This window comes from Rhizobacter sp., assembly GCA_019635355.1.
GTDB lineage: Bacteria > Pseudomonadota > Gammaproteobacteria > Burkholderiales > Burkholderiaceae_C > Rhizobacter.
This window is the reverse complement of sequence record JAHBZQ010000001.1, coordinates 3198226-3218983: the sequence shown is the minus strand read 5'-3', so window position 1 is coordinate 3218983 and position 20758 is coordinate 3198226. Positions and strand designations below refer to the sequence as shown.

Sequence of the window (20758 nt, the reverse complement as noted above, 5' to 3'; positions counted from 1 at the left end):
CAGCGCTGGGCTCGCAGTATAGCGACGGGCTCGGGCCTTATCCCGGGGGCGACTTCAACATGAAGTCGAGCGTGTCGGTCCACGCACGCTGGGGCAGGCGGACGAGTTCGGCTCGCGCCTGTTCATAGATCTCCGGCGTCCAGTCGCCGTAGCGCGGCCAAGTTTCCGGTAGCGCCATCATCGGCGGGCTTACCCGGTTGTAGAGGACCTTGGACTCCAGGGCGCCGTTCTGCAACAGCCGTGCCGCGAGCGGGCGGCCGGACTTGCAGTCGAGCATCGCCAACTGGGCCGAGATCATGAGGTGGCCGTGCCGCTGCTGCGGGTGATTGGACGCCGAGACGTGTATGCCCCAATCGCCCACCTTGGCGAGCACGAACAGCGCGTCGAGCTGTTGGTCGGCGCAGGTCTTGCGCGTGAGCTCCTCGATCGCACCCCAGCCCGGCCACTTGTCGGGGTAGCTGCGATCGACCTTCGAAAACGGTGCTGGATCGAGACCGGTGTCGACCACCGTCAGGCGGTAGCGCGTGCGCAAGACTTCCGACATCTGCGCCTCGTAGATGCGATTGAGGCCCCATTCCGGAATGGGCTTCACGTGCCGTTCGTTGCCGAAGGCGGTGTGGCCGATATACGTGCGCCCGAAGACGTTGCCCACCGTCGAGACGACGGCCACTCGCTTGACACGCTGGATCGAATCGGCCGGAGCCCGCTCCGGAGATGCGCAACCCGCGCCCACCACCAACATCACCGCACCCAGCAGGACTTTCCACATCGTCATGTTCAACGCCTCCTGGCACCGATTGTCCCCTCGGTTGCGCCAACGGGGGCGCTGCCACTCAGCCCAACTCCCGGCTCGCCAATGCGGCTGCGGCGGCCCGCGTCTCCACCCCGAGCTTCTCGAACACATGCTCCAGGTGCTTGTTCACCGTGCGCGGGCTCATGCCGAGGATGTCGGCCACGTCGCGGTTGGTCTTGCCCTTGGCGACCCACGACAGCACCTCGGCTTCGCGCGGGGTGAGCGCGGCGGTGCTCAGGCGGCTGGGCGTGGCCGCTTCGGGCGAGCGCCGTTGCAGCAGCAGCATCTGCTCGCCGAGGCCGACGGCGCCGAGGTTGCGCAGCAGCAGCGCGTCGCTCGCATGCTCTTGCGACGTTCCTTCGGCGAGCCAGTGGCGCCACGGCGCCGGCAAGCCGGCCTCGCCCGGGTACAGCTCGCGCATCCACGCCGCCGCCTGCGGCGAGCGCCAGGCCACGCGCTGCTGCGCATCGATCACGAGCACGCCGTGGCCGCCCACGTCGATCGCATCGCGGGCGAGCCGCACCGCGCGGGCGTTGCGCAGGTGCGTGGCCAGGCGCGCCAGCACCTCCTGCGCGCGCACCGGCTTCACCACGTAGTCGACGCCGCCGCTCTCGAAACCTTCGACGATGTGCGCCGTCTCCGACAGGCCCGTCATGAAGATCACCGGCACGTGCGCGAGCGCCGCATCGGCCTTGAGGCGCCGGCACACTTCGAAGCCCGACAGGCCGGGCATCAGCGCATCGAGCAGGATGGCATCGGGCGAGACCAGCTCCAGCCGCGCGAGCGCCGATTCGCCGTCGTGCGCCACCACCACGCTGTAGCCGTGTTCCTCGAGCGCCATGCACACCGGGCCGAGCGACTGCGGCGCGTCGTCGACCAGCATCACCACGCCGGCCAGGCGCGTGCCGCTCCCCGCGCTCACAGCGGCACCTCTTCTTCGGCGGCGCGGCCCTGCAGGTTCTTCACCAGCTGCTGCAACACGCCTTCGAGGTCGTAACGCGCAACGAGCTCGGCCAGGCGCTGCAACTCGGGGGCGCATTCGGCGTGGGTCTGCAGCGCACTCTCGACGGCAGCCTTGAGGCCCTGCACGTGGCCCAGGCGCGCCAGCCGCATCAGCTCGCCCACCAGCTGTGCCGGCAGCGACGCTTCCACGTCGGACACCACCGAGCCCGTCCACGCCGGCATCGCCAGTTCGGCCAGCCATTCGAGCTGCAGGTGCCGCTGCAGGGCCGCGAGCAGCTCCGACTCGATCACCGGCTTGTCGACGAAACCTTGCACGCCGGCCTCGGCCAGCTTGTCGGGCTGGTTCTCGAAGGCGTTGGCCGAGACCATCACGATCGGGAGCTGCGCAAAGCCGGCGTGGCGGATGCGGCGGGCGGTCTCCCAGCCGTCCATGTCGTCCATCGAGACGTCGAGCAGCACCGCATCGGGCGGCTGCGCGAGCACGCTCTCCAGGCATTCGCTGCCGCTCGCTGCCTCGCGGATCTGGAAGCCCAGCGGCACCAGCATGCCCACCAGCATCTGCCGCTGCGTGGGCTGGTCGTCCACCACCAGCAGCGTGCGGCGCGGGCCCACGTAGCCCGTCACCGGCCGGTGCGGCAGGCGCGGCCGGGTGGGCGCGCTGACTTCGCGCAGGTAGAGCCGCACGCTGAAGGTGCTGCCTTCGCCGGGCGTGCTCTTGAGCGTGAGCTCGCCACCCATCAGCTGCGTGAGCAGATGCGTGATGGTGAGGCCGAGGCCGGTGCCGGGGTCGCCGGTGCGGCGGCCGGCGCTGCCGCGCTCGAAGGGCAGGAAGATGCGCTCCTGGTCTTGCGCGGCGATGCCGATGCCGGTGTCGATGACCTCGAAGCGCGCCACTTCGCGGCGGTGGTCGAGGCGCAGCGTCACGCTGCCGCGGTCGGTGAAGCGCACGGCGTTGCCGAGCAGGTTGATGAGGATCTGCCGCAGTCGCCGCGCGTCGGCGTTCACGTAGTCCGGAATGCGCCCGCTCGTCTCGAGCTTGAACGCGAGGCCCTTCGCTTCGGCCTGCGGCGCGACCATGCGCACCAGGTCGTCGAGGAACTCGTGCATGGGCAGCGGCGCGGGGTCGAGCCGCAGGCGGCCGGCCTCGATGCGCGCGAGGTCAAGCAGGCCGTCGATCAGGCCGTGCAGGTGCTCGCCGCTGCGGTGGATGGTGGCCACCGAGGCGCGCCGCGCGCCTTGCACCTGCTCGTCCTTCAAGAGGATCTGCGCGTAGCCGAGGATGCTGTTGAGCGGTGTGCGCAGCTCGTGCGTCATGCCCGCCACGTAGCGGGTCTTGGCCTGGTTGGCGGCTTCGGCGAGATCTTTCGCCTGCTGCAGCGCGGCGTCGGTGCGCTGGTGGGCTTCGATCTCGCGCGTGAGCAGCAGGTTCTGGCGGTTCGACTCGTCTTGCGCCATGTGGCGGCTCTCGCTGCCGAGCACGATCCACCAGGCGCCCACCGCGGCCACCAGCGACAGCAGCGCGAACACCTTCAGCAGCGGCGCCTGCAGCAGCAGTTGCTCGCCGGCGTGCAGCACGCGGTGCTGGTCGTACACCACGCCGAGGATGACCGCCAGCAGCCCGATCAGCGAGGCCAGCACCACGAGGTAGTGCGCCACGCGCGAGTTCACGCGCGCGGCCAGCCGCTCGGGCAGCACGGTGGCGAGCGCAGCACTCACCTGCTCGGCCGCGCGCGAGTCGGTCTTGCAGCGGTCGTGGCAGCGCGACTCGAGCGTGCAGCACAGCGAGCAGATCGGCGCGTCGTAGGCGGGGCAGTGCGCCATGTCTTCCGACTCGAAGGTGTTGTCGCACACCGAGCACTGCACGTTTTGCCCCGGCGCCCAGCGCGTGAGGTTGGGGCGTGCGAGGTAGTAGCGCCCGCGCGTGGCCCAGGCCAGCAGCGGCGAGAGCAGCATCGCCGTGGCGAGCGCGATGAAGGGCGAGAAGGCCTCGGCCGTCGGGCCCAGGGCGCCGGCGTAGGCCACGATCGCGACCACCGTGGCCGTGAGCATCGCGCCCAGGCCCACCGGGTTGATGTCGTACAGGTGCGCGCGCTTGAACTCGATGTGCTTCGGGCTCAGGCCCAGCGGCTTGTTGATCACGAGGTCGGCCACCAGCGCGCCCACCCAGGCGATGGCCACGTTGCTGTAGAGCCCGAGCACCCGCTCCAGCGCCTCGAAGACGCCGAGCGTCATCAAGAGCACCGCGATCAGCACGTTGAAGACCAGCCACACCACGCGCCCCGGATGGCTGTGCGTGAGCCGTGCGAAGAAGTTGCTCCACGCCAGCGAGCCGGCATACGCGTTGGTGAGGTTGATCTTCACCTGCGAGACCACGACGAAGAGCACGGTGGCCGCGAGCACCCACGCGGCGTTGTCGAACACGTAGGCGAAACCGGCCAGGTACATCTGCGTCGGCTCGATGGCCTTGTGGGTGGGCACCTGGTGCTGCAAGGCGAGGAAGGCGAGGAAGGCGCCGCCCAGCATCTTCACCATGCCGAGCACGATCCAGCCCGGGCCGGCCACGAGCACCGCCGTCCACCAGCGGCGCTTGTTGGCGGCCGTCTTCTCGGGCAGGAAGCGCAGGTAGTCGACCTGCTCACCGATCTGCACCACGAGCGAGAAGGCGACGGTGGCCGCGGCGCCGAACATCAGCCAGTCGAAGCCGCTCGAGCCCGAGGCGCGGCCCACGAGGCCGGTGAAGTCGGCATAGGCCTGCGGGTTCTTCGCGAGCACCCACACGAAGGGCAGCGCGAGCAGGAAGAGCCAGAGCGGCTGCGTCCAGGTCTGCAGGCGCGAGATGAGCGTGATGCCATACATCACGAGCGGCAGGATGCCCAGCGACGACAGCAGGTAGCACCACGCGAGCGGCCAGCCGAAGTACATCTGCAGCGCGAGCGCGAGGATGGCCGCTTCGAGCGCGAAGAAGATGAAGGTGAAGCTCGCGTAGATCAGCGAGGTGAGCGTGGAGCCGAGGTAGCCGAAGCCCGCGCCGCGGGTCAGCAGGTCCATGTCGACGCCGTACTTGGCGGCGTAGTAGCTGATGGGCAGGCCGGTCAGGAAGGTGATCAACCCGACGACGAGGATGGCCCACAGCGCGTTCGAGAAGCCGTAGTTGATGGCGATCGCACCGCCGATGGCTTCGAGGGCCAGGAACGAGGTGGCGCCGAACGCGGTATTGGCCACGCGGAACTCGCTCCACTTGCGGAAGTGGCGCGGCGTGTAGCGCAGCGCGTAGTCCTCCAGCGTTTCGTCGGCGACCCAGGTGTTGTAGTCGCGACGGATGCGAAAGATCTTTTGCGTGGCCCCGGACACAGCTCGTACTCCTGCTCTGACCAGCGTCAATGCAAGAAGCGAACCCACGCCCCACTCCGTTCGGGCTGAGCTTGTCGAAGCCCCCTTCGACAAGCTCAGGACTGGCCCTTCGACAGGCTCAGGGCGAACGGAGCCGGGGCTACGTTGAATGACGTATTCGCCATACGCAGCGGTTCTTGGACAGTGAACCCAACGCGATCGCATCACGCTGCACAAGGCTGGTGCTGATCTGCACGGTTTCTTCACCACCACTGCCCGCCAGGAGCACCGCCATGTCACGCGACCACGACCGCACCCCCGACGCCCAACGCCGCCGCCTGTTGCAAGGCGCCGCCGCCCTGCCGCTGGCGGGGCTGGCCGCGCCTTCGTTTGCTCAAGCTTTCCCGACCGCGAAGGTGAACACCACCAAGCTCGCCGTCACCGACACCGAAGTCACGGTGGGCCAGCTGCACTCGGCCACCGGCACCATGGCCATCAGCGAGACCGGCTCGATCCAGGCCGAGCAACTCGCCATCGACCAGATCAACGCGATGGGCGGCGTGCTGGGCCGCAAGATCAAGGTCATCAAGGAAGACGGTGCGAGTGACTGGCCCACCTTCGCCGAGAAGAGCAAGAAGCTGCTCGTCAACGACAAGGTCGCGGCCGTCTTCGGCTGCTGGACCAGCGCCTCGCGCAAGGCGGTGCTGCCAGTCTTCGAGAAGGAGAACGGCATGCTCTATTACCCGACCTTCTACGAAGGCCTGGAGCAGAGCAAGAACGTCATCTACACCGGCCAGGAGGCCACGCAGCAGATCCTCTGGGGCCTCGACTGGGCCAACAAGGAAAAGAAGAGCAAGAGCTTCTTCCTCATCGGCAGCGACTACATCTGGCCGCGCACCAGCAACAAGATCGCGCGCAAGCACATCGAGAACCAGCTCAAGGGCAAGGTCGTCGGCGAGGAGTACTACCCGCTCGGCCACACCAACTTCAACTCGCTCATCAACAAGATCAAGGTTGCCAAGCCCGACTGCATCTACGCGGTGGTGGTGGGCGGCTCCAACGTGAGCTTCTACAAGCAGCTGAAGGCCGCGGGCATCACCTCCGACAAGCAGTTCCTGCTCACCATCTCGGTGACGGAAGACGAGCTGCTCGGCATCGGCGGTGAAAACACGGCCGGCTTCTACGCCTGCATGAAGTACTTCCAGTCGCTCGACAACCCGAACAACAAGAAGTTCGTGTCGGCCTTCAAGGCCAAGTACGGCGAGAAGGCGGTGATCGGCGACGTGACGCAGGCCGCCTACCTCGGCCCGTGGTTGTGGAAGGCGACCGTCGAGAAGGCCGGCAGCTTCGACGTCGACAAGATCGCCGTCGCCTCGACCGGCGTGGAGTTCAAGGAAGCGCCCGAGGGCTACGTGAAGATCCACGAGAACCACCACCTGTGGAGCAAGGCGCGCATCGGGCAGATGACGGCGGACGGGCAGTTCAAGCTGGTGGCCGAGTCGCCCAACTTGATCGAGCCCAACCCGTTCCCGAAGGGTTACCAGTAAGCAGAACGAGTCCGTTCGCCCTGAGCCTGTCGAAGGGCCTGCCGTGCCACACGCCGGCTTCGACAGGCTCAGCCCGAACGGTGGTGTGGGGCGAGTCGACCCCTCTTCCCGGAGCCGCGAATGACCTTCTCCGAATTCATGAACATCGGGCTCATGCAAGGCTTTGCCGGCCTGAGCCTCTTCTCGGTGCTGTTGCTGATGGGCCTGGGCCTGGCCATCATCTTCGGGCAGATGGGCGTGATCAACATGGCGCATGGCGAGTTCATGACCATCGGCGCCTACACCATCTTCCTCGGCAGCACGCTCACCGAGAAGTTCGCGCCGGGCTTCGTGCCCTACTACTTCCCGCTCGCCATCGTCGTGGCCTTCGTGTTCGCGTTCATCGCGGGTTGGCTGGTCGAGTGGGCGTTGATCCGCCACCTCTACAAGCGACCGCTCGACACGCTGCTGGCCACCTGGGGCGTGAGCCTCGCGCTGCAGCAGTGCTTCCGCACCGGCATCGGCCCGAAGGAAGTGAGCCCCACGCTGCCCGAGTGGCTGATGGGCTCATGGTCGCCCAAGGAAGGGCTCGACATTCCCATCAACGGGCTCTTCGTGCTCGCGCTCACCGCCGTGGTGACGGGCGGCGTGATGCTCGCGCTCTACAAGAGCCGCTGGGGCCTGCGCGTGCGTGCCACGGTGAGCAACCGCCAGATGGCCAATGCGATCGGCATCAACACGAAGAAGACCGACCGGCTCACGTTTGCCATCGGCTGCGGCATCGCCGGCGTGGCGGGTGCGGCCTTCACGACCATCGGCTCCACCGGGCCCACCAGCGGCTCGCTCTACATCGTCGACGCCTTCCTCGTCGTCACCTTCGGCGGCGCGGCCAGCCTGCTTGGCACCGTGGCCTCGGCCTTCGGCATTGCGCAGACGCAGTCGATCAGCGAGTTCTTCATGACCGGCTCGATGGCCAAGGTGCTCACGCTCTCGCTGATCGTGCTGATCCTGATGGCGCGGCCGCAGGGGCTGTTCGCGGTGAAGGTGCGGCGCTGACCTGCAGTTCTCTGGAGTACTCGGAATGATTCCCTTGAAGAAGTGGTTGTTGAAGCCCGGTACGGGCAGCACGCTGATCCTCGCGGTCTTCCTGCTCGCGGTGCTGCCGCTCACGCTCGACGTCTTCCGACTCAACCTCGTCGGCAAGTACCTCACGTATGCCTTCGTCGCCATCGGCCTGGTGATGGTGTGGGGTTACGGCGGCGTGCTGAGCCTCGGGCAAGGTGTGTTCTTCGGGCTCGGCGGCTATGCGATGGCGATGTTCCTGAAGCTGGAAGCCAGCGACCCGGTGAGCACCAAGATCCAGAGCACGCCGGGCATCCCCGACTTCATGGACTGGAACCAGCTCACCGAGCTGCCCACGTTCTGGATCCCGTTCAAGAGCCTGCCCTTCACGCTTTTCGCGGTGATCGCGATCCCGACGCTGCTCGCCTTCATCATCAGCTACGCGATGTTCAAGCGCCGCGTGGGCGGGGTGTACTTCGCCATCATCACGCAGGCGGTGGCGCTGATCCTCTCGGTGCTCATCATCGGCCGGCAGGGCTACACCGGCGGCGTCAACGGCATGACCGACCTGAAGACGCTCGTCGGCTGGGACATCCGCACCGACAGCGCCAAGGTCATCCTCTACTACGTGTGCTGCGCGCTGCTGCTCGCGAGCATCGTGCTCTGCGCCTGGGTGCAGAAGAGCAAGCTCGGCACGCTGCTGCTCGCCATGCGCGACAAGGAAGACCGGGTGCGCTTCTCCGGCTACGACGTGGCGATGTTCAAGGTCGCGGTGTTTTGCTTGGGGGCGGCGCTCTCGGGCATCGGCGGTGCGCTCTTCGCGCTGCAGGTGGGCTTCATGTCGCCGAGCTTCGTGGGCATCGTGCCCTCGATCGAAATGGTGATCTACGCCGCGGTGGGTGGGCGCATGAGCCTGGTCGGCGCGGTGTACGGCGCGCTCTTGGTGAACGCGGGCAAGACGCTCTTCTCCGAGACCTTCCCCGACCTCTGGCTCTTCCTGATGGCCGCCCTCTTCATCGGCGTGACGATGGCCTTCCCGAACGGCTTGGCCGGCCTGGTCGAGAGCCACCTCAAGCCGTGGTGGCAGAAGCGCCAGGCCGAGCGCCGCTCGATCCGCGAGCGGGTGGCCGCCGCCCAGGCCTCCTACCCCGAGCCGCCGGCGCCGCGCCCCGCGCCCAAGCCCCTGAACCCCACGCTGAGCGGCCAGCAGGCCTGAGGAGGAAAGTCCCATGAGCAACACCGACTTCGCGTTGGCGGTCGAAGACCTCACCGTCAGCTTCGACGGCTTCAAGGCCATCGACGCGCTCACGCTCTACATCGACAAGAACGAGCTGCGCGTGATCATCGGCCCCAACGGCGCCGGCAAGACCACCCTGCTCGACCTGATCTGCGGCAAGACGAAAGCCAGCGCCGGCAGCATCAAGTTCAAGAACGAAGAGCTGACGAAACTCGCCGAGCACACCCGCGTGCGCCGCGGCATCGGCCGCAAGTTCCAGACGCCCTCGATCTACGAGAACCTCACCGTCTTCCAGAACCTGGAGGTCTCGTTCCCGAAAGGCCGCTCGGTGCTGGGCGCGCTCTTCTTCCAATGCAGCGACGAGGTGAAGGCGCGGGTGCAGGTGGTGGCCGAGGAAGTGGGCCTCGCCGAGATGCTCGCGATGGAAGCGGGCCTCCTGAGCCACGGCCAGAAGCAGTGGCTGGAGATCGGGATGTTGCTCATGCAGGAGCCCGAGCTCCTGATGCTCGACGAGCCCATCGCCGGCATGAGCGCGCGCGAACGCGAGCTCACCGCCGAGCTGCTCAAGCGCATCTGCGCCAACCGCGCGGTGATCGTGATCGAGCACGACATGGACTTCGTCAAGCAGATCGCCCACAAGGTCACCGTGATGCACCAGGGAAAGATCCTCGCCGAAGGGTCGATGGAGAAGGTGCAGAACGACCCCAAGGTCATCGACGTCTACCTCGGCCATTGAACAGGACCCACACATGCTGAACGTCAAGGACCTCTACGTCGCCTACGGCCAGAGCGAAGCGCTGCACGGCATCTCGTTCGAGGCGAACACCAAGGAGACCGTCGCCATCATGGGCCGCAACGGCATGGGCAAGACCACGCTGTTCAAGAGCCTGATGGGCGTGCTGCCCACCAAGAGCGGCAGCGTGCAGGTGGCGGGCTCCGAGATCAGCCACGACGAGAGCTACCGCCGCGTGGCCAAGGGCATCGCCTACGTGCCGCAGGGCCGCATGATCTTCCCGACGCTCTCGGTGGAAGAGAACATCCAGACCGGGCTCGAAAACGCGAAGCACAAGCGCATCCCCGAGGAGATCTACGCGCTCTTCCCGGTGCTGTGGGACATGCGCCGCCGCAAGGGCGGCAACCTCTCGGGCGGCCAGCAGCAGCAGCTCGCCATTGCGCGCGCGCTCGTCACTAACCCCAAGGTGCTGCTGCTCGACGAGCCCACCGAAGGCATCCAGCCTTCCATCATCAAGGACATCGCGAAGGCGCTCAACGAGATCCGCAAGCTGCGCGAGATCACCATCGTCGTGAGCGAGCAGGTGCTGAGCTTCGCGATGGACGTGGCCGACCGGCTCTTCGTCATCGAAGGCGGCCGCCTGGTGCACGAAACCAAGCGTGCCGACACCGACGTCGCGCACATCAAGCAATACCTCTCCGTCTGACCCATCCACACCGAGGAGCCCACCATGCCCGAAACCCTCATCAAGGTTGACCTGACCCAGCCCGCCCCGTCGAACGAGAAGGTGCACAACCGCTGGCACCCCGACATCCCGATGGCCTGCTGGGTCAACCCCGGTGACGACTTCGTGCTCGAGACCTACGACTGGACCGGCGGCTTCATCAAGAACAACGACTCCGCCGACGACGTGCGCGACATCGACCTCACCACCGTGCACTACCTGAGCGGCCCGGTGGGCGTGAAAGGTGCCGAGCCCGGCGACCTCTTGGTGGTGGACCTGCTCGACATCGGCGCCAAGGACGACAGCCTCTGGGGCTTCAACGGCTTCTTCTCGAAGAAGAACGGCGGTGGCTTCCTCACCGAGCACTTCCCGCAGGCGCAGAAGTCGATCTGGGACTTCCACGGCATGTTCACCACCTCGCGCCATGTGCCGGGCGTGAAGTACGCGGGCCTCATCCACCCCGGCCTCATTGGCTGCCTGCCCGACCCGAAGATGCTGGAGACGTGGAACACGCGCGAGCAGGCGCTGATCGATTCCGACCCGGCCAACACCGGCCTCGCCAACCCGCCCTTCGCCGGCACGGCGCACATGGGCAAGCTCAAGGGCGATGCGCTCACGAAAGCGGCCGCCACCGGCGCGCGCACCGTGCCGCCGCGCGAGCACGGCGGCAACTGCGACATCAAGGACCTCTCGCGCGGCTCGAAGATCTTCTTCCCGGTCTACGTCGACGGCGCGGGCCTCTCGGTCGGCGACCTGCACTTCAGCCAGGGCGACGGCGAGATCACCTTCTGCGGCGCCATCGAGATGGCCGGCTGGGTGCACATGAAGGTCAACCTCATCAAGGGCGGCATGGCCAAGTACGGCATCAAGAACCCGATCTTCAAGCCCAGCCCGATCACGCCGACCTACAACGACTATGTGATCTTCGAAGGCATCAGCGTCGACGAGAGCGGCAAGCAGTACTACCTCGACGTCAACGTGGCCTACCGCCAGGCCTGCCTCAACGCGATCGAGTACCTGAAGAAGTTCGGCTACTCGGGCGCGCAGGCCTATTCCATCCTCGGCACGGCGCCGGTGCAGGGCCACATCAGCGGTGTGGTCGACGTGCCGAATGCGTGTGCCACGCTGTGGCTGCCCACGCAGATCTTCGACTTCGACATCAACCCGAATGCGGCCGGGCCGCAGAAGTTCATCGACGGGTCTATCCAGATGCCGCTCTCACCCGACCTCGTCTAGAGGGAGCACGCATGCCGACCTACGACTACGCCTGTGCCGACTGCGGTGGCTTCGATGCCTTCCGCACGCTCGCGATGCGCAACGAGGCCGCGGCCTGCCCCGACTGCGGCGCGCCCTCGCCGCGTGTGTTTGCGACCGCGCCGCGGCTCGGCCTGATGGAGAGCACGACGCGCCGCGCGATGGACGTCAACGAGCGGGCGCGCCACGAGCCCCAGCGTTCCAGCGACTACGCGCGGCTCAAGCACCCGTCGGGTTGCGGCTGCTGCTCGACGGGCACGAAGCGCAAGGCCACCGTCACCGCACCCAACGGGGCCAAGGCCTTCCCCAGCAAGCGGCCCTGGATGATCAGCCACTGATCACCGCAGGGCGGCGTTGAGGAAGGCGGTGATGCGCGGGCCCGCTGCGGCTTGCCACGCGGCGCGGTCGAAGCCGTCCGGGTCTTCGGCCGGGTCGAGCCCCGGCGGGCCGAGGCGGCCGGTGCCCATCTGGAAGATGGCGTGGTGGCCGGCGCGCTCGTCGCGGAAGCAGGTGGCCTTGGGCAGGGCCTGGCACAGCGCCTCGGCGTGGAAACGCGGCACCAGGTTGTCGTCGCGCGCCCCGTACTGGATGAGCAGCGGCACGGTGATGCCGGGCAGCGACTCGGGGGCGAGGCCTGTTGCCAGCGGCACGTCGGCCACCACGGCGCGGATGCGCGCATCGCGGCGGTCGATCGGTTGCGAGGCGCCCACCGGCACCGGCGCCGGCCGGGCCTTGGTGAAGCCGCCTTGCAAGCACATGGTGGGGTCTTCGTCGAGGCCCCGGCCTTGCACGCTGCAATGCAGCGCGGGCCGTGCCGGCTGGACCTGCGCACCGGCCAGCGCCAGCACGGTGTGCCCACCGGCCGAGGTGCCGAGGGCGGCGATGCGTGTGGTGTCGATCAGCGGGGCCCAGCGCTCGCTCGCGAGCAATTGGTCGAGCACCTTCGAGAGGTGGCGTGGCCGCTCGGTGAAATAGGCCGGCCGGCCCTGGGCGCTCATGTCCTGGTAGTTGGAGCCCGGGTGGCGGATCGCCACCACCACGTAGCCGGCGGTGGCCAGCGTCTCGGCCAGCCACGCGTGGCCGACGTCGGTGCCGCCGTTGCCGTGCGAGACGAGCACCAGCGGGTGGCGGCCCTGCTTGGGCGTGGCGCCGAGCGCGGCCTGCAGGCGGAACGGGCCGAAGCGCAGGCTGTCGCTCTTCGCGTCGGTGGGGTACCAGACCATGCCGGGCACCGTGTCGGCGGGGCCTTCGGTGTTGGCGAGGGTCCAGGTCTCGCGCTGCAGGCCGACCTGGGCCGAGGCGGGCACGCTGCACAGGGCGGCCAGCGCCAGCCCGGCGAGTGTCGAAGCGAAGCGGAAGCGCATGCGTGTCCTCCTGGGGTGGGGTGTGGGAATGAAGCCATTCTTCCCAACCCGGGAGGGCGCCGCGAGGCCGGTGCGACGAAGCGCCGCGGGCCGGTGCGAAATGCCGGCCCGGGGGCGCAAGCCGTCGCTCAGCGCGCGTTGGCGCGCGCTTGCGGTGCCTGCGACGAGGCGCGCCCGCCCACGCCCAGCCACCAGCGCAGCTTGGGCGCGGCGGCCGTGCTGCCCATGCGGCGCTCGCTGGCCGCCGCCGCCGTCGGCGTGCCGCGGTTGTAGAGCACCGACACGCCGGCCTGGGCGATGTCGATGCGGCCGTCGCCGTTGAGATCGCCGACCGCGAGGCCGTGCGGGTTGGCGCTGCCGTCGGTGCCGGCGAAACGCTCCTCGGCCTGCAGCGTGCCGTTGGCCGCCTGCAGGTAGACGCCCACGCTGCCCCAACCGTCGTGCGCCACCACGGCGTCGAGGCGGCCGTCTTGATTGAAGTCGGCGATCTCGATGGCGCCCGGGTAGTCGAGGCTCGTGAGCGTGACCGGCGGCGCGAGCGTGCCGTCGGTGCGCTGGTAGAAGACCGAGAGCGCAGCTGGCGCCGCACCGCCCCAGGTGACGGCGAGGTCGCGCCGGCCGTCGCCGTTCAGGTCGCCGATCGCCACGCCGCGTGCGGCCCAGCTGCTGTCGACGCTCAGCGTGAGCGGCGCGCCGTAGCGGCCGTCGGCCTGCTGGTACAGCACGGCGATCGAGCGGGCCGCGTCGCCATTGGGGTTGCTGACCACGATGTCGGGGCGGCCGTCGCCGTTGAGGTCACCCACGTCGAGGTCGCCCGCGGTGAAGACGCTGCCGCCACCGGCATCGACCGGGTAGAAGGTCGGCAGCGAGATGCGGCCACCGACCTGGTACCACACGGCCACCTGGCCGGTCTGCGCGCTCATGCCCACGAGGTCGGCGAGGCCGTCGCCGTTGACGTCGGCGGCGCGGATGCGGTGCGATTCGCCGTAGGGCAGCCAGTTGCCGCTCGCGAGCGTGCCGTCGGGGCGCTGCAGGAAGATCTCGACACCGCAGCCGCCTTGGGCGATGGCCACGTCTTTCCGGCCGTCGCCGTCGAGGTCGGCGATCGCCAGCGAGCTGGCCTTGCACTCGCTGTAGCTGGCGTTCGAATAACGCACCGGCGCGGCCAGCGTGCCGTCGGCCTGCTGCAGGTAGACCACGAGCTTGAAGTCGTTGGCGGGGTCGAACGAGAAATAGGTGCTCATCACCACGTCGTCGAGGCCGTCGCCGTTCACGTCGCCGATGGCCACGGCTTCCGGGGCGTACTGCGGCTGCACGAGCGTGGGGTAGCCGAAGAGGCCGGGGTCGGTGCCGAAGGTCCAGGGCTGGCTCATCAGGAGCGGGTTGCCGCGCAGGTCGGTGATCGCCGGGTCGAGCTGCACCAGGTAGCGCGTGGCGCGTTGCAGCGGGGCCTGCGGGCGGATGGTGATCGAGCGCGGGTTCACGAGCGTCACGGTGGCCGCGACCTCGGTGCCGGTGGCGGTGTCGAAGAGGTGCACGTTGCCGGGCACGGTGCTCGCGGCCAGCGCTTCGCTGAACTCGGCGCGCAGCACGGCGTCGAGCGCCACGTCGCCCGCATCGCGGGCCGGCGACAGCCGCACCGCGGTGGGGGCCTCGGCTTCGATGGTGAAGGCCCAGCTGCGCGGGCGCAGCGCGTTGCCCGCCAGGTCGACCAGGCCTGCGCCCAGGCGCACGGTGTACACGCCGCTCGGCCAGGGCTCGTAGGGCACGAAGGTGAGGCGGCTGCCGTTGAGCGAGAGGTTGCCGTAGACCGCGCGGCCGTTTGCATCGGTGACCGCCACGCTGGTGGGCACCAGCGCATCGGCATCGAGCGGCTCGCTGAAGTCGACGTTCACGACCGTGCGGCTGCCGTTGAGGCTGCGCGGGGCCGGGTCCAGCGTGGTGACAGTGGGCGCGATCGCATCGCTGCGCCGGCCGCCCACGCGGTAGGCGAGCAGGCTCTGGCTGGTGTTCTGCACCGCCTCGCCGTCGCGGAAGACGCCGCGGCTGCGCACCAGGCCCACGCCCGGCGCGTACCAGTCGTCGATGGTGGCGGTGATGGTGGAGCGGGTGGCGGTGGCTGAGGCCACGAGCGTCTGCTCGATGTGGGTGCGCAAGTGCGCGGTGCGGGCGAAGCGGCCGGCCTCGGTCTGCGTGAGCAGCTCGAAGCCGACCATGGTCACGTCGGAACGCACGCTGAGCATGTCGTTGCGGCCGTCGCCGTCGATGTCGACGCCGGCGTCGACCGTGCGGTCGACCTGCGTGAAACGCTCGCCCGGGGTGAGCGGGAAGCGCATCACGTCGAGCGGGCCGAGCGCCTGCAGCACCGGCCCGGCGTTCGGGCCGGGCACCTGCCGCAGCGCGCGGCCGTTGACCGCGAAGTTGACCTGCTCGAAGGGCGCGAAGCCCGGCACGTTGTGGCTGATGACGCTGGTGTCGATCTCGCCCACGCGCTCGCGGCCCGTCACCTTGAACTTGAGCTGCCCGCCGTCGCCGGTGCGGTAGACCCACTGGTCTTGCTGGCCGAGCGGGAAGTATTCGCTGCCGCGGCCGAGCAGGCCGTCGAGGCCCAGGCCTTCGGCGTCGTCGACACCGGGGGTGGTCTGGTCGGTGCCGCCGGTTGCGGCCGTGCCGTCGTCACCGCCGCCGCCGCAGCCGGCCAGAAGGCCGGCGACCACCAGGGAACTCACCAGAAAACGCCGTACACGCCATGTGCCAGCCAAGCTTGACAACACCATCGACCACCTCGGAAGGCAACAGGTGTTGAAAATTTTGGCAGTCGCGACTTCCCTTTTCGGAAGACCCTACCACCCGACTCTAGGGATGGCGGGCGAGGCCGAGCGGTGCGTCCCTGGAGAGTGCAACGATTCGTATCGTTGCACCGAGGGTTTACGCGCCTGGGCGAGCGGGCCGCGCGGCGTGCGGTGCCATCATCGGCGCATGCTCAAGACGCTGAAAGACCTCTTCGACAGCCTGTGCCCGCCCGCGGCGGCCACCGACCCCGCCGCCGCCGAACACGCGCTGCAGCTCGCCACCGCGGTGATGCTGGTCGAGGTGATGCGCGCCGACCCCGGCTTCCACGCCGGCGAGCGCGAGGCGGTGCTGGCTGGCCTGCGCGACAAGTTCGCGCTGTCCGACGACGAAGCCCAGCGCCTCACCGAGCTGGCTGAAGACGCGGCCAAGCGCGCCACCGACCTCTTCAGCTTCACCTCGCGCATCAACGAGCGTTTCGAGATGCCGCAGAAGCTGCGCATGGTCGAGCACATGTGGCGCGTGGCCTACGCCGACGGCCACCTGAGCGCGCACGAACGCCACGTGCTGTGGCGCATCGCCGACCTGCTGCACGTGCCGCAGGGCGCCTACGTCAATGCGCGCCTGCGGGCCGAGAAGGAAGCCGGCATCGGCTGAGGCGCGGGCCCGGCTCAGCGCACGCTGTTGAGCGCCAGCCGGCGCTGCATGCCCTCGCAGCTGAGGTCGAAGCCCTGCGCGGTGTGCACCACCGCCACCCCGTGCGATGCCGACCACACCGCTTCCGCGCTCAGGCCGGCGCTGAGGGCGAGCGTGCGTTGCAGCGCCGTGACCTGCGGGCCGAGTGCCTTGTCGACCAGGCGCGGCAGGCGGCCGGTGTGCACGTCGGAGCGGGCGGCGAGCGCGGCCAGTTGCAGGGCTTCGTCTTCGGCTTGCGGCTCGTCGCGTGCGCGGGCTTCGGCGGCGAGGGCCTGCCAGGGCACGGCGTTGTCGGGGTCGAGCCGCACCCACTGCGCCGTGCTCAGGAGGTTGCACGAGCCGCCCTCGGGCCCCTGCCGGCCGCGGCAGGCTTCGAGGGCGATGGCGTAGACGAAAGGGTCTCGCGAGGCGGCCGCGAGGCGCGCGATCTGCTCGATGCGGCTCGTCACCTCGCGGCCACGCAGGCGGGCGCCCATCCAAAGGGCCGCGGCGCGCACCTGGTCGTCGTCGCTTGCGAGCATCAGCGCGTCCATCGCCTCCAGCGCCGCGCGGCGCACATCGGGTGGAATGCGCTGCACCGGGTCGGGGTCGTCGGGTGGCAGCTGCACCTCGCCGTAGCCGCAGACCTCGGCCACACCGGTCGGGCGGCGCGGCGGTGAGGCCCGTGGCGTGGGGGTGCGCAGCACGGGTGGGCGGGTGTAGGGCAGCGTGGGGGCGGTGGCCAGCCGCTGGGCCGATGCAACTGGCGCCGGCGCGGTGACGACGGCGGGGTGGGGCCCGGGGGGTGCCGGCTGTGCCAGCCACAGCCATGCCCCCACCGCGCCGGCTGCGACCGGCACGGCCCATCGTGCGTGGCCGTGTTGTCTCCGTTCATGCATGGCCTGACCTCGTGGGGCGAGCCTGTGCAGCCAGCGTGTCACAAGCCGGCGGCCAAGACAACTGCTGCCCGCGTCAGCAGGAATGGCGGCGCCTCGGCAGAATCGACGCCACCTCACTCACCCCATCGAGCCATGCGGACCGCCGACGACTTCAACCAGCGCGCTGCGCACAACCTCCCCGGGCACCTGGGCATCACCATCACCCAGGGCGGGCCGGACGTGATCCGCGCCGAGATGCCGGTGGAGAAATTCCTGATGGCGCCCAACGGCTTCCTGCACGCTGGCAGCGTGGTCACGCTGGCCGACACCGCGGCCGGCTTCGGCTGCCTGGCCAACCTGCCCGACGGTGCCGTGGGCTTCACCACCATCGAGCTCAAGTCCAACCACCTCGGCACGGCCCGCGACGGCACGGTGGAGGTGACCGCCACGCCGGTGCACAAAGGCCGCAACACGCAGGTGTGGGACTCGGTGGTGACGCACCGCGAGACCGGCAAGACGATCGCACTCTTCCGTTGCACGCAGATGGTGTTGTACGGAAAGGCGGGCTGACCTTGGTTGTCGAGCTGAGGCCATGCGGCGCGTGCTGAGCAGCCTTCTCGTCGTTGCCGTGCTGGCTTACGTGGCCGCATGCGCGGCGCTCTTCTTCCAGCGCTCGCTGCTCTACTTCCCGCAGCCGGCGCATGTGGCCACGCCGCTCGTGCCGGTCGACGGGCGCGTGGGCGTGGTCGCCAGCCACCGCGCGCTGCCGGGCGCACAGGCGGTGGTGTATTTCGGGGGCAACGGCGAAGACGTGACGCAGGCCTTCGCGCCGCTCGCGCAGGCCTTTCCGCAGCATGCGCTCTACCTGCTGCACTACCGCGGCTATGGCGCAAGCCGCGGCAAGCCGACCGAGGCCGACATCGCCGACGACGCACTCGCGCTCTTCGACCAGGTGCACCGGCAGCACCCGCAGGTCACGGTGATCGGTCGCAGCCTCGGCAGCGGTGTGGCCACGCGCCTCGCGAGCCGGCGGCCGGCGGCGCGGCTGGTGCTGGTCACGCCCTACGACAGCATCGAAGACATCGCGGCGGCACGCTTTCGTGTCTTCCCGGTGCGTTGGCTGCTGCTCGACAAATACGCGTCGTGGCGCTACGCCGCGCAGGTGCAGGCGCCGACCACGGTGCTGATGGCCGAGCACGACGAGGTGATCCCGCGCGACAGCACCGAGACGCTGATGACCCGCTTCGCCGCGGGCCGCGCCACCCTGCACCTGCTGCCGGGCACCGGCCACAACGACATCTCGCTTGCCCCCGGCTACGCCGGCCTGCTGAGCGGCGCGCGCTGAGGCTCAGTCGGGCAGACGTTCGTAGCCGGCACTGCCCGGCGACACCACCGAGATGAAGCGCAAGGGATGGCGGCCGTGGTTGAACACGCCGTGCACGAAGCCGCGCGGCGCCACCACCACGTCGCCCGCGTAGACCTCGCGGGCCGTGCCTTCGGGGTCGAGCCGGTATTGGCCGGTGCCGCTGAGGATGGTCCAGGTGTCCTGCCCCTCGGGGTGCACATGGGCCGGGATGCACTGGCCGGGCGCGACGTGCCAGGCCACGATCACCGCATCGGCGGTCTCCACCACCACGGTGCGCAGCGGCTCGCCCTCGGTGGTGGGCTGGAAGAACTCGGCACTGGGGAAGATGCGGATCGGGCTCATGCCCGGGCTGCTCGCAAAAAGCAGGCCGGGGCGCGAGATCTGCCGAGCCTGTCAGCCCAGGGTGTCGGCCCAGATGTTGCGCGCCCAACCCGCCGCGTAGGCGGCCTCGGCCTCGTTGCGCTGCGCCGAGACGCCGCCCGAGCCGGGCACCGGCTTGAAGGTGGCCTCGGCCACCACGTATTCGTGCACGCTCGCCACGTGGATGGCGCTCGCATCGCCCACATAGCTGTAGCAGGTGTTGGTGAGCATCGGCTGCGGGTTCACCGGCAGGCCACGCAGGCGCGCGACGATGGCGGCCGCCGCCACCTTGGCGTGTGCGTTGGCCATGTGGGCGCTCTTGGGCATGCCGCCCGCGGCGAGCACCGCATCGCCGAGCACGTGCACGTCTTTCGCGGCGGTCGACTCGAAGCTGAGCCAATCGACCTTGCACCAGCGCCCGGCGTTCATGAGCCCGCTCTCGGCCGCGATGGTGTTGGCGCGCATCGGCGGCAGCAGGTTCAGCACGTCGGCCTGCACGTCGTCCTGCACTTCGATGCGCACACGCCGGCCCTCCACGCCGACCACCTTGTGCAGGGGCCGGAACTCCACCATGCCGGGGTAGAGCTCAGCCCAGGCCTTCTTGAAGAGCGCGGGTTTGGAGGTGACGTCGGGGTTGGCGTCGAGGATCAGCACCTTCGACTTCGGCTTGGCGCGCTGGAAGTAGGCCGCGATCACGCTCGCCCGCTCGTAGGGCCCGGGCGGGCAACGGTAGGGCGACTCGGGCACCGAGATCGCATACACGCCCCCGTCGGGCATGGCTTCGAGCTGGCGGCGCAGCGCCAGTGTCTCGGGCCCGGCCTTCCACGCCTGCAGCACCTGGCCGCTCGCGTGCGCGGCGCGCAGGCCGGCGATCTCGTCGAAGAGCAGCTCCACGCCGGGCGAGACCACCAGCGTGTCGTAGCCGATCGCGGCCCCGCTGGCGAGCGTGACGGTCTTGGCCATGGTGTCGAGGCGCGTGGCACGGTCGCGCACCCAGCGGATGCCGTGGCGCGAGACGAGCGTGTCATACGGTGTGGTGATGTCGGCCAGGCTGCGCAGGCCGCTCAGCACCAGGTTCGACACCGGGCACGAGACGAAGCTCGCCTGCGGCTCGATCAGCACGACGTCGATGCGGTGGTCGGACAGCAGCCGCACGTAGCGCGCGGCCGTCGCTCCGCCATACCCACCGCCCACCACCACGACCTGCGCTCGCGCCGGCACGCGGGTGGCCGGGGTGCCGCAGGCCGCGAGCGTGGTGGCGGCCCCCGCGCCCAGCAGCAGACGGCGGCGCTTCATGGCGATACCCTCGGCAGGGCCGCGAAGTAGGCGGCGAGCTGGTCGATCTGCTCGGGTGTGTAGCCCTTGGCGATCTGGTGCATCACGGTGGCGGGGCGGCTGCCGTCGCGAAACGCGACGAGCTGCGCCCGCAGGTACTGCCGGTCGAGCCCGCGCAGGCTCGCCATGCCGGCGCCGCCGACGGCCTGGCCGTCGGTGCCGTGGCAGGCGGCGCAGGTGGCGGCGAGCGAGCGCGTGGCGAGGGGGGCGGCCGTCTGCGCCGGGGCTGCGGCCGCCGCCACGAGGCCGGCCAGAAGAATGCTCGCGTGTCGTCTCGCCATGCGTGGGTCTCCGCGTCGTGAGGCGCCGCATCTTGCGCCGCACCACCCCATTCCCCTGTCACGTCAGGGTTTTAGCCTTGCCGCATG

General features: G+C 69.2%; 19 protein-coding genes. 10 read left to right on the top strand and 9 right to left on the bottom strand.

All coding sequences use genetic code 11. The features are described from left to right. Positions 1–37: 37 nt before the first annotated feature. Genes KF892_14655 through KF892_14645 form a run of 3 tightly spaced genes read right to left on the bottom strand, consistent with a single transcriptional unit; the run spans position 38 to position 5311 of the window. Positions 38–775: a hypothetical protein gene (locus KF892_14655; protein MBX3626254.1), complete on the bottom strand. Its 738-nt coding sequence runs from the start codon at positions 773–775 to the stop codon at positions 38–40. A 58-nt stretch (positions 776–833) separates the two neighbouring features. Beyond that, on the bottom strand, positions 834–1676 hold the full coding sequence (locus KF892_14650) for a response regulator (protein ID MBX3626253.1): 843 nt from the start codon (positions 1674–1676) through the stop codon (positions 834–836). 35 nt (positions 1677–1711) lie between these two features. Further along, positions 1712–5311 (bottom strand): response regulator, encoded by a 3600-nt coding sequence (locus KF892_14645; protein ID MBX3626252.1) that lies wholly within the window; start codon positions 5309–5311, stop codon positions 1712–1714. A 68-nt stretch (positions 5312–5379) separates the two neighbouring features. Between KF892_14645 and urtA the strand changes: the two genes are divergently transcribed. The 7 genes from urtA (at position 5380) to KF892_14610 (ending at position 11960) form a co-directional block, all read left to right on the top strand. Next, positions 5380–6633: an urea ABC transporter substrate-binding protein gene (gene urtA / locus KF892_14640; protein ID MBX3626251.1), complete on the top strand. Its 1254-nt coding sequence runs from the start codon at positions 5380–5382 to the stop codon at positions 6631–6633. Positions 6634–6753: 120 nt separating this feature from the next. Next, positions 6754–7668 carry an urea ABC transporter permease subunit UrtB gene (gene urtB / locus KF892_14635; protein MBX3626250.1) on the top strand — a complete coding sequence of 305 codons (915 nt, stop codon included), beginning with the start codon at positions 6754–6756 and terminating at the stop codon, positions 7666–7668. A 25-nt stretch (positions 7669–7693) separates the two neighbouring features. Beyond that, complete coding sequence (gene urtC, locus KF892_14630; GenBank protein MBX3626249.1) at positions 7694–8890, top strand: urea ABC transporter permease subunit UrtC; 1197 nt, start codon at positions 7694–7696, stop codon at positions 8888–8890. Between the two features lie 13 nt (positions 8891–8903). Further along, positions 8904–9647, top strand: coding sequence for an urea ABC transporter ATP-binding protein UrtD (urtD, locus tag KF892_14625; GenBank protein MBX3626248.1), 744 nt, complete (start codon positions 8904–8906; stop codon positions 9645–9647). A 13-nt stretch (positions 9648–9660) separates the two neighbouring features. Next, positions 9661–10350, top strand: coding sequence for an urea ABC transporter ATP-binding subunit UrtE (gene urtE, locus KF892_14620; GenBank protein MBX3626247.1), 690 nt, complete (start codon positions 9661–9663; stop codon positions 10348–10350). Positions 10351–10374: 24 nt separating this feature from the next. Further along, the gene (locus KF892_14615) at positions 10375–11604 is read left to right on the top strand and encodes an acetamidase/formamidase family protein (GenBank protein MBX3626246.1); all 1230 of its coding nucleotides are present in this window, start codon (positions 10375–10377) and stop codon (positions 11602–11604) included. Positions 11605–11615: 11 nt separating this feature from the next. Continuing rightward, complete coding sequence (locus KF892_14610) at positions 11616–11960, top strand: zinc ribbon domain-containing protein (GenBank protein MBX3626245.1); 345 nt, start codon at positions 11616–11618, stop codon at positions 11958–11960. On the opposite strand, the gene KF892_14605 is transcribed toward KF892_14610, so the two are convergent. Both KF892_14605 and KF892_14600 read right to left on the bottom strand, forming a co-directional pair. Continuing rightward, positions 11961–12986, bottom strand: a complete 1026-nt coding sequence (locus KF892_14605) for a hypothetical protein (protein MBX3626244.1) — start codon at positions 12984–12986, stop codon at positions 11961–11963. It abuts the gene before it with no gap. A gap of 128 nt (positions 12987–13114) precedes the next feature. Next, positions 13115–15715 carry a VCBS repeat-containing protein gene (locus KF892_14600; GenBank protein MBX3626243.1) on the bottom strand — a complete coding sequence of 867 codons (2601 nt, stop codon included), beginning with the start codon at positions 15713–15715 and terminating at the stop codon, positions 13115–13117. Between the two features lie 250 nt (positions 15716–15965). Between KF892_14600 and KF892_14595 the strand changes: the two genes are divergently transcribed. Next, entirely contained in the window at positions 15966–16433 is a 468-nt protein-coding gene (locus KF892_14595) for a TerB family tellurite resistance protein (GenBank protein ID MBX3626242.1), read from the top strand. Between the two features lie 14 nt (positions 16434–16447). Here KF892_14595 and KF892_14590 read toward each other — a convergent pair whose 3' ends face one another. Beyond that, positions 16448–17350, bottom strand: a complete 903-nt coding sequence (locus KF892_14590) for a hypothetical protein (protein ID MBX3626241.1) — start codon at positions 17348–17350, stop codon at positions 16448–16450. Positions 17351–17482: 132 nt separating this feature from the next. Between KF892_14590 and KF892_14585 the strand changes: the two genes are divergently transcribed. Both KF892_14585 and KF892_14580 read left to right on the top strand, forming a co-directional pair. After that, entirely contained in the window at positions 17483–17899 is a 417-nt protein-coding gene (locus tag KF892_14585; protein ID MBX3626240.1) for a PaaI family thioesterase, read from the top strand. A gap of 22 nt (positions 17900–17921) precedes the next feature. Continuing rightward, positions 17922–18674: an alpha/beta fold hydrolase gene (locus KF892_14580; protein MBX3626239.1), complete on the top strand. Its 753-nt coding sequence runs from the start codon at positions 17922–17924 to the stop codon at positions 18672–18674. A gap of 3 nt (positions 18675–18677) precedes the next feature. On the opposite strand, the gene KF892_14575 is transcribed toward KF892_14580, so the two are convergent. Genes KF892_14575 through KF892_14565 form a run of 3 tightly spaced genes read right to left on the bottom strand, consistent with a single transcriptional unit; the run spans position 18678 to position 20671 of the window. Then, a complete protein-coding gene (locus tag KF892_14575; GenBank protein ID MBX3626238.1) occupies positions 18678–19037 on the bottom strand; it encodes a cupin domain-containing protein in 360 nt (119 codons plus the stop codon). A gap of 51 nt (positions 19038–19088) precedes the next feature. Continuing rightward, on the bottom strand, positions 19089–20351 hold the full coding sequence (locus KF892_14570; GenBank protein ID MBX3626237.1) for an FAD-dependent oxidoreductase: 1263 nt from the start codon (positions 20349–20351) through the stop codon (positions 19089–19091). Further along, positions 20348–20671, bottom strand: coding sequence for a c-type cytochrome (locus tag KF892_14565; GenBank protein MBX3626236.1), 324 nt, complete (start codon positions 20669–20671; stop codon positions 20348–20350). The genes KF892_14570 and KF892_14565 overlap by 4 nt, the downstream gene beginning before the upstream one ends. Positions 20672–20758 lie beyond the last annotated feature (87 nt).

What these genes read in the sequence shown, in the direction of transcription:
- KF892_14655 (MBX3626254.1), bottom strand. Translation starts at nt 775, where the DNA reads ATGACGATGTGGAAAGTCCTGCTGGGTGCGGTGATGTTGGTGGTGGGC.
- KF892_14650 (MBX3626253.1), bottom strand. Translation starts at nt 1,676, where the DNA reads ATGCTGGTCGACGACGCGCCGCAGTCGCTCGGCCCGGTGTGCATGGCG.
- KF892_14645 (MBX3626252.1), bottom strand. Translation starts at nt 5,311, where the DNA reads ATGCGATCGCGTTGGGTTCACTGTCCAAGAACCGCTGCGTATGGCGAA.
- urtA (MBX3626251.1), top strand. Translation starts at nt 5,380, where the DNA reads ATGTCACGCGACCACGACCGCACCCCCGACGCCCAACGCCGCCGCCTG.
- urtB (MBX3626250.1), top strand. Translation starts at nt 6,754, where the DNA reads ATGACCTTCTCCGAATTCATGAACATCGGGCTCATGCAAGGCTTTGCC.
- urtC (MBX3626249.1), top strand. Translation starts at nt 7,694, where the DNA reads ATGATTCCCTTGAAGAAGTGGTTGTTGAAGCCCGGTACGGGCAGCACG.
- urtD (MBX3626248.1), top strand. Translation starts at nt 8,904, where the DNA reads ATGAGCAACACCGACTTCGCGTTGGCGGTCGAAGACCTCACCGTCAGC.
- urtE (MBX3626247.1), top strand. Translation starts at nt 9,661, where the DNA reads ATGCTGAACGTCAAGGACCTCTACGTCGCCTACGGCCAGAGCGAAGCG.
- KF892_14615 (MBX3626246.1), top strand. Translation starts at nt 10,375, where the DNA reads ATGCCCGAAACCCTCATCAAGGTTGACCTGACCCAGCCCGCCCCGTCG.
- KF892_14610 (MBX3626245.1), top strand. Translation starts at nt 11,616, where the DNA reads ATGCCGACCTACGACTACGCCTGTGCCGACTGCGGTGGCTTCGATGCC.
- KF892_14605 (MBX3626244.1), bottom strand. Translation starts at nt 12,986, where the DNA reads ATGCGCTTCCGCTTCGCTTCGACACTCGCCGGGCTGGCGCTGGCCGCC.
- KF892_14595 (MBX3626242.1), top strand. Translation starts at nt 15,966, where the DNA reads ATGCTCAAGACGCTGAAAGACCTCTTCGACAGCCTGTGCCCGCCCGCG.
- KF892_14590 (MBX3626241.1), bottom strand. Translation starts at nt 17,350, where the DNA reads ATGCATGAACGGAGACAACACGGCCACGCACGATGGGCCGTGCCGGTC.
- KF892_14585 (MBX3626240.1), top strand. Translation starts at nt 17,483, where the DNA reads ATGCGGACCGCCGACGACTTCAACCAGCGCGCTGCGCACAACCTCCCC.
- KF892_14580 (MBX3626239.1), top strand. Translation starts at nt 17,922, where the DNA reads ATGCGGCGCGTGCTGAGCAGCCTTCTCGTCGTTGCCGTGCTGGCTTAC.
- KF892_14575 (MBX3626238.1), bottom strand. Translation starts at nt 19,037, where the DNA reads ATGAGCCCGATCCGCATCTTCCCCAGTGCCGAGTTCTTCCAGCCCACC.
- KF892_14570 (MBX3626237.1), bottom strand. Translation starts at nt 20,351, where the DNA reads ATGAAGCGCCGCCGTCTGCTGCTGGGCGCGGGGGCCGCCACCACGCTC.
- KF892_14565 (MBX3626236.1), bottom strand. Translation starts at nt 20,671, where the DNA reads ATGGCGAGACGACACGCGAGCATTCTTCTGGCCGGCCTCGTGGCGGCG.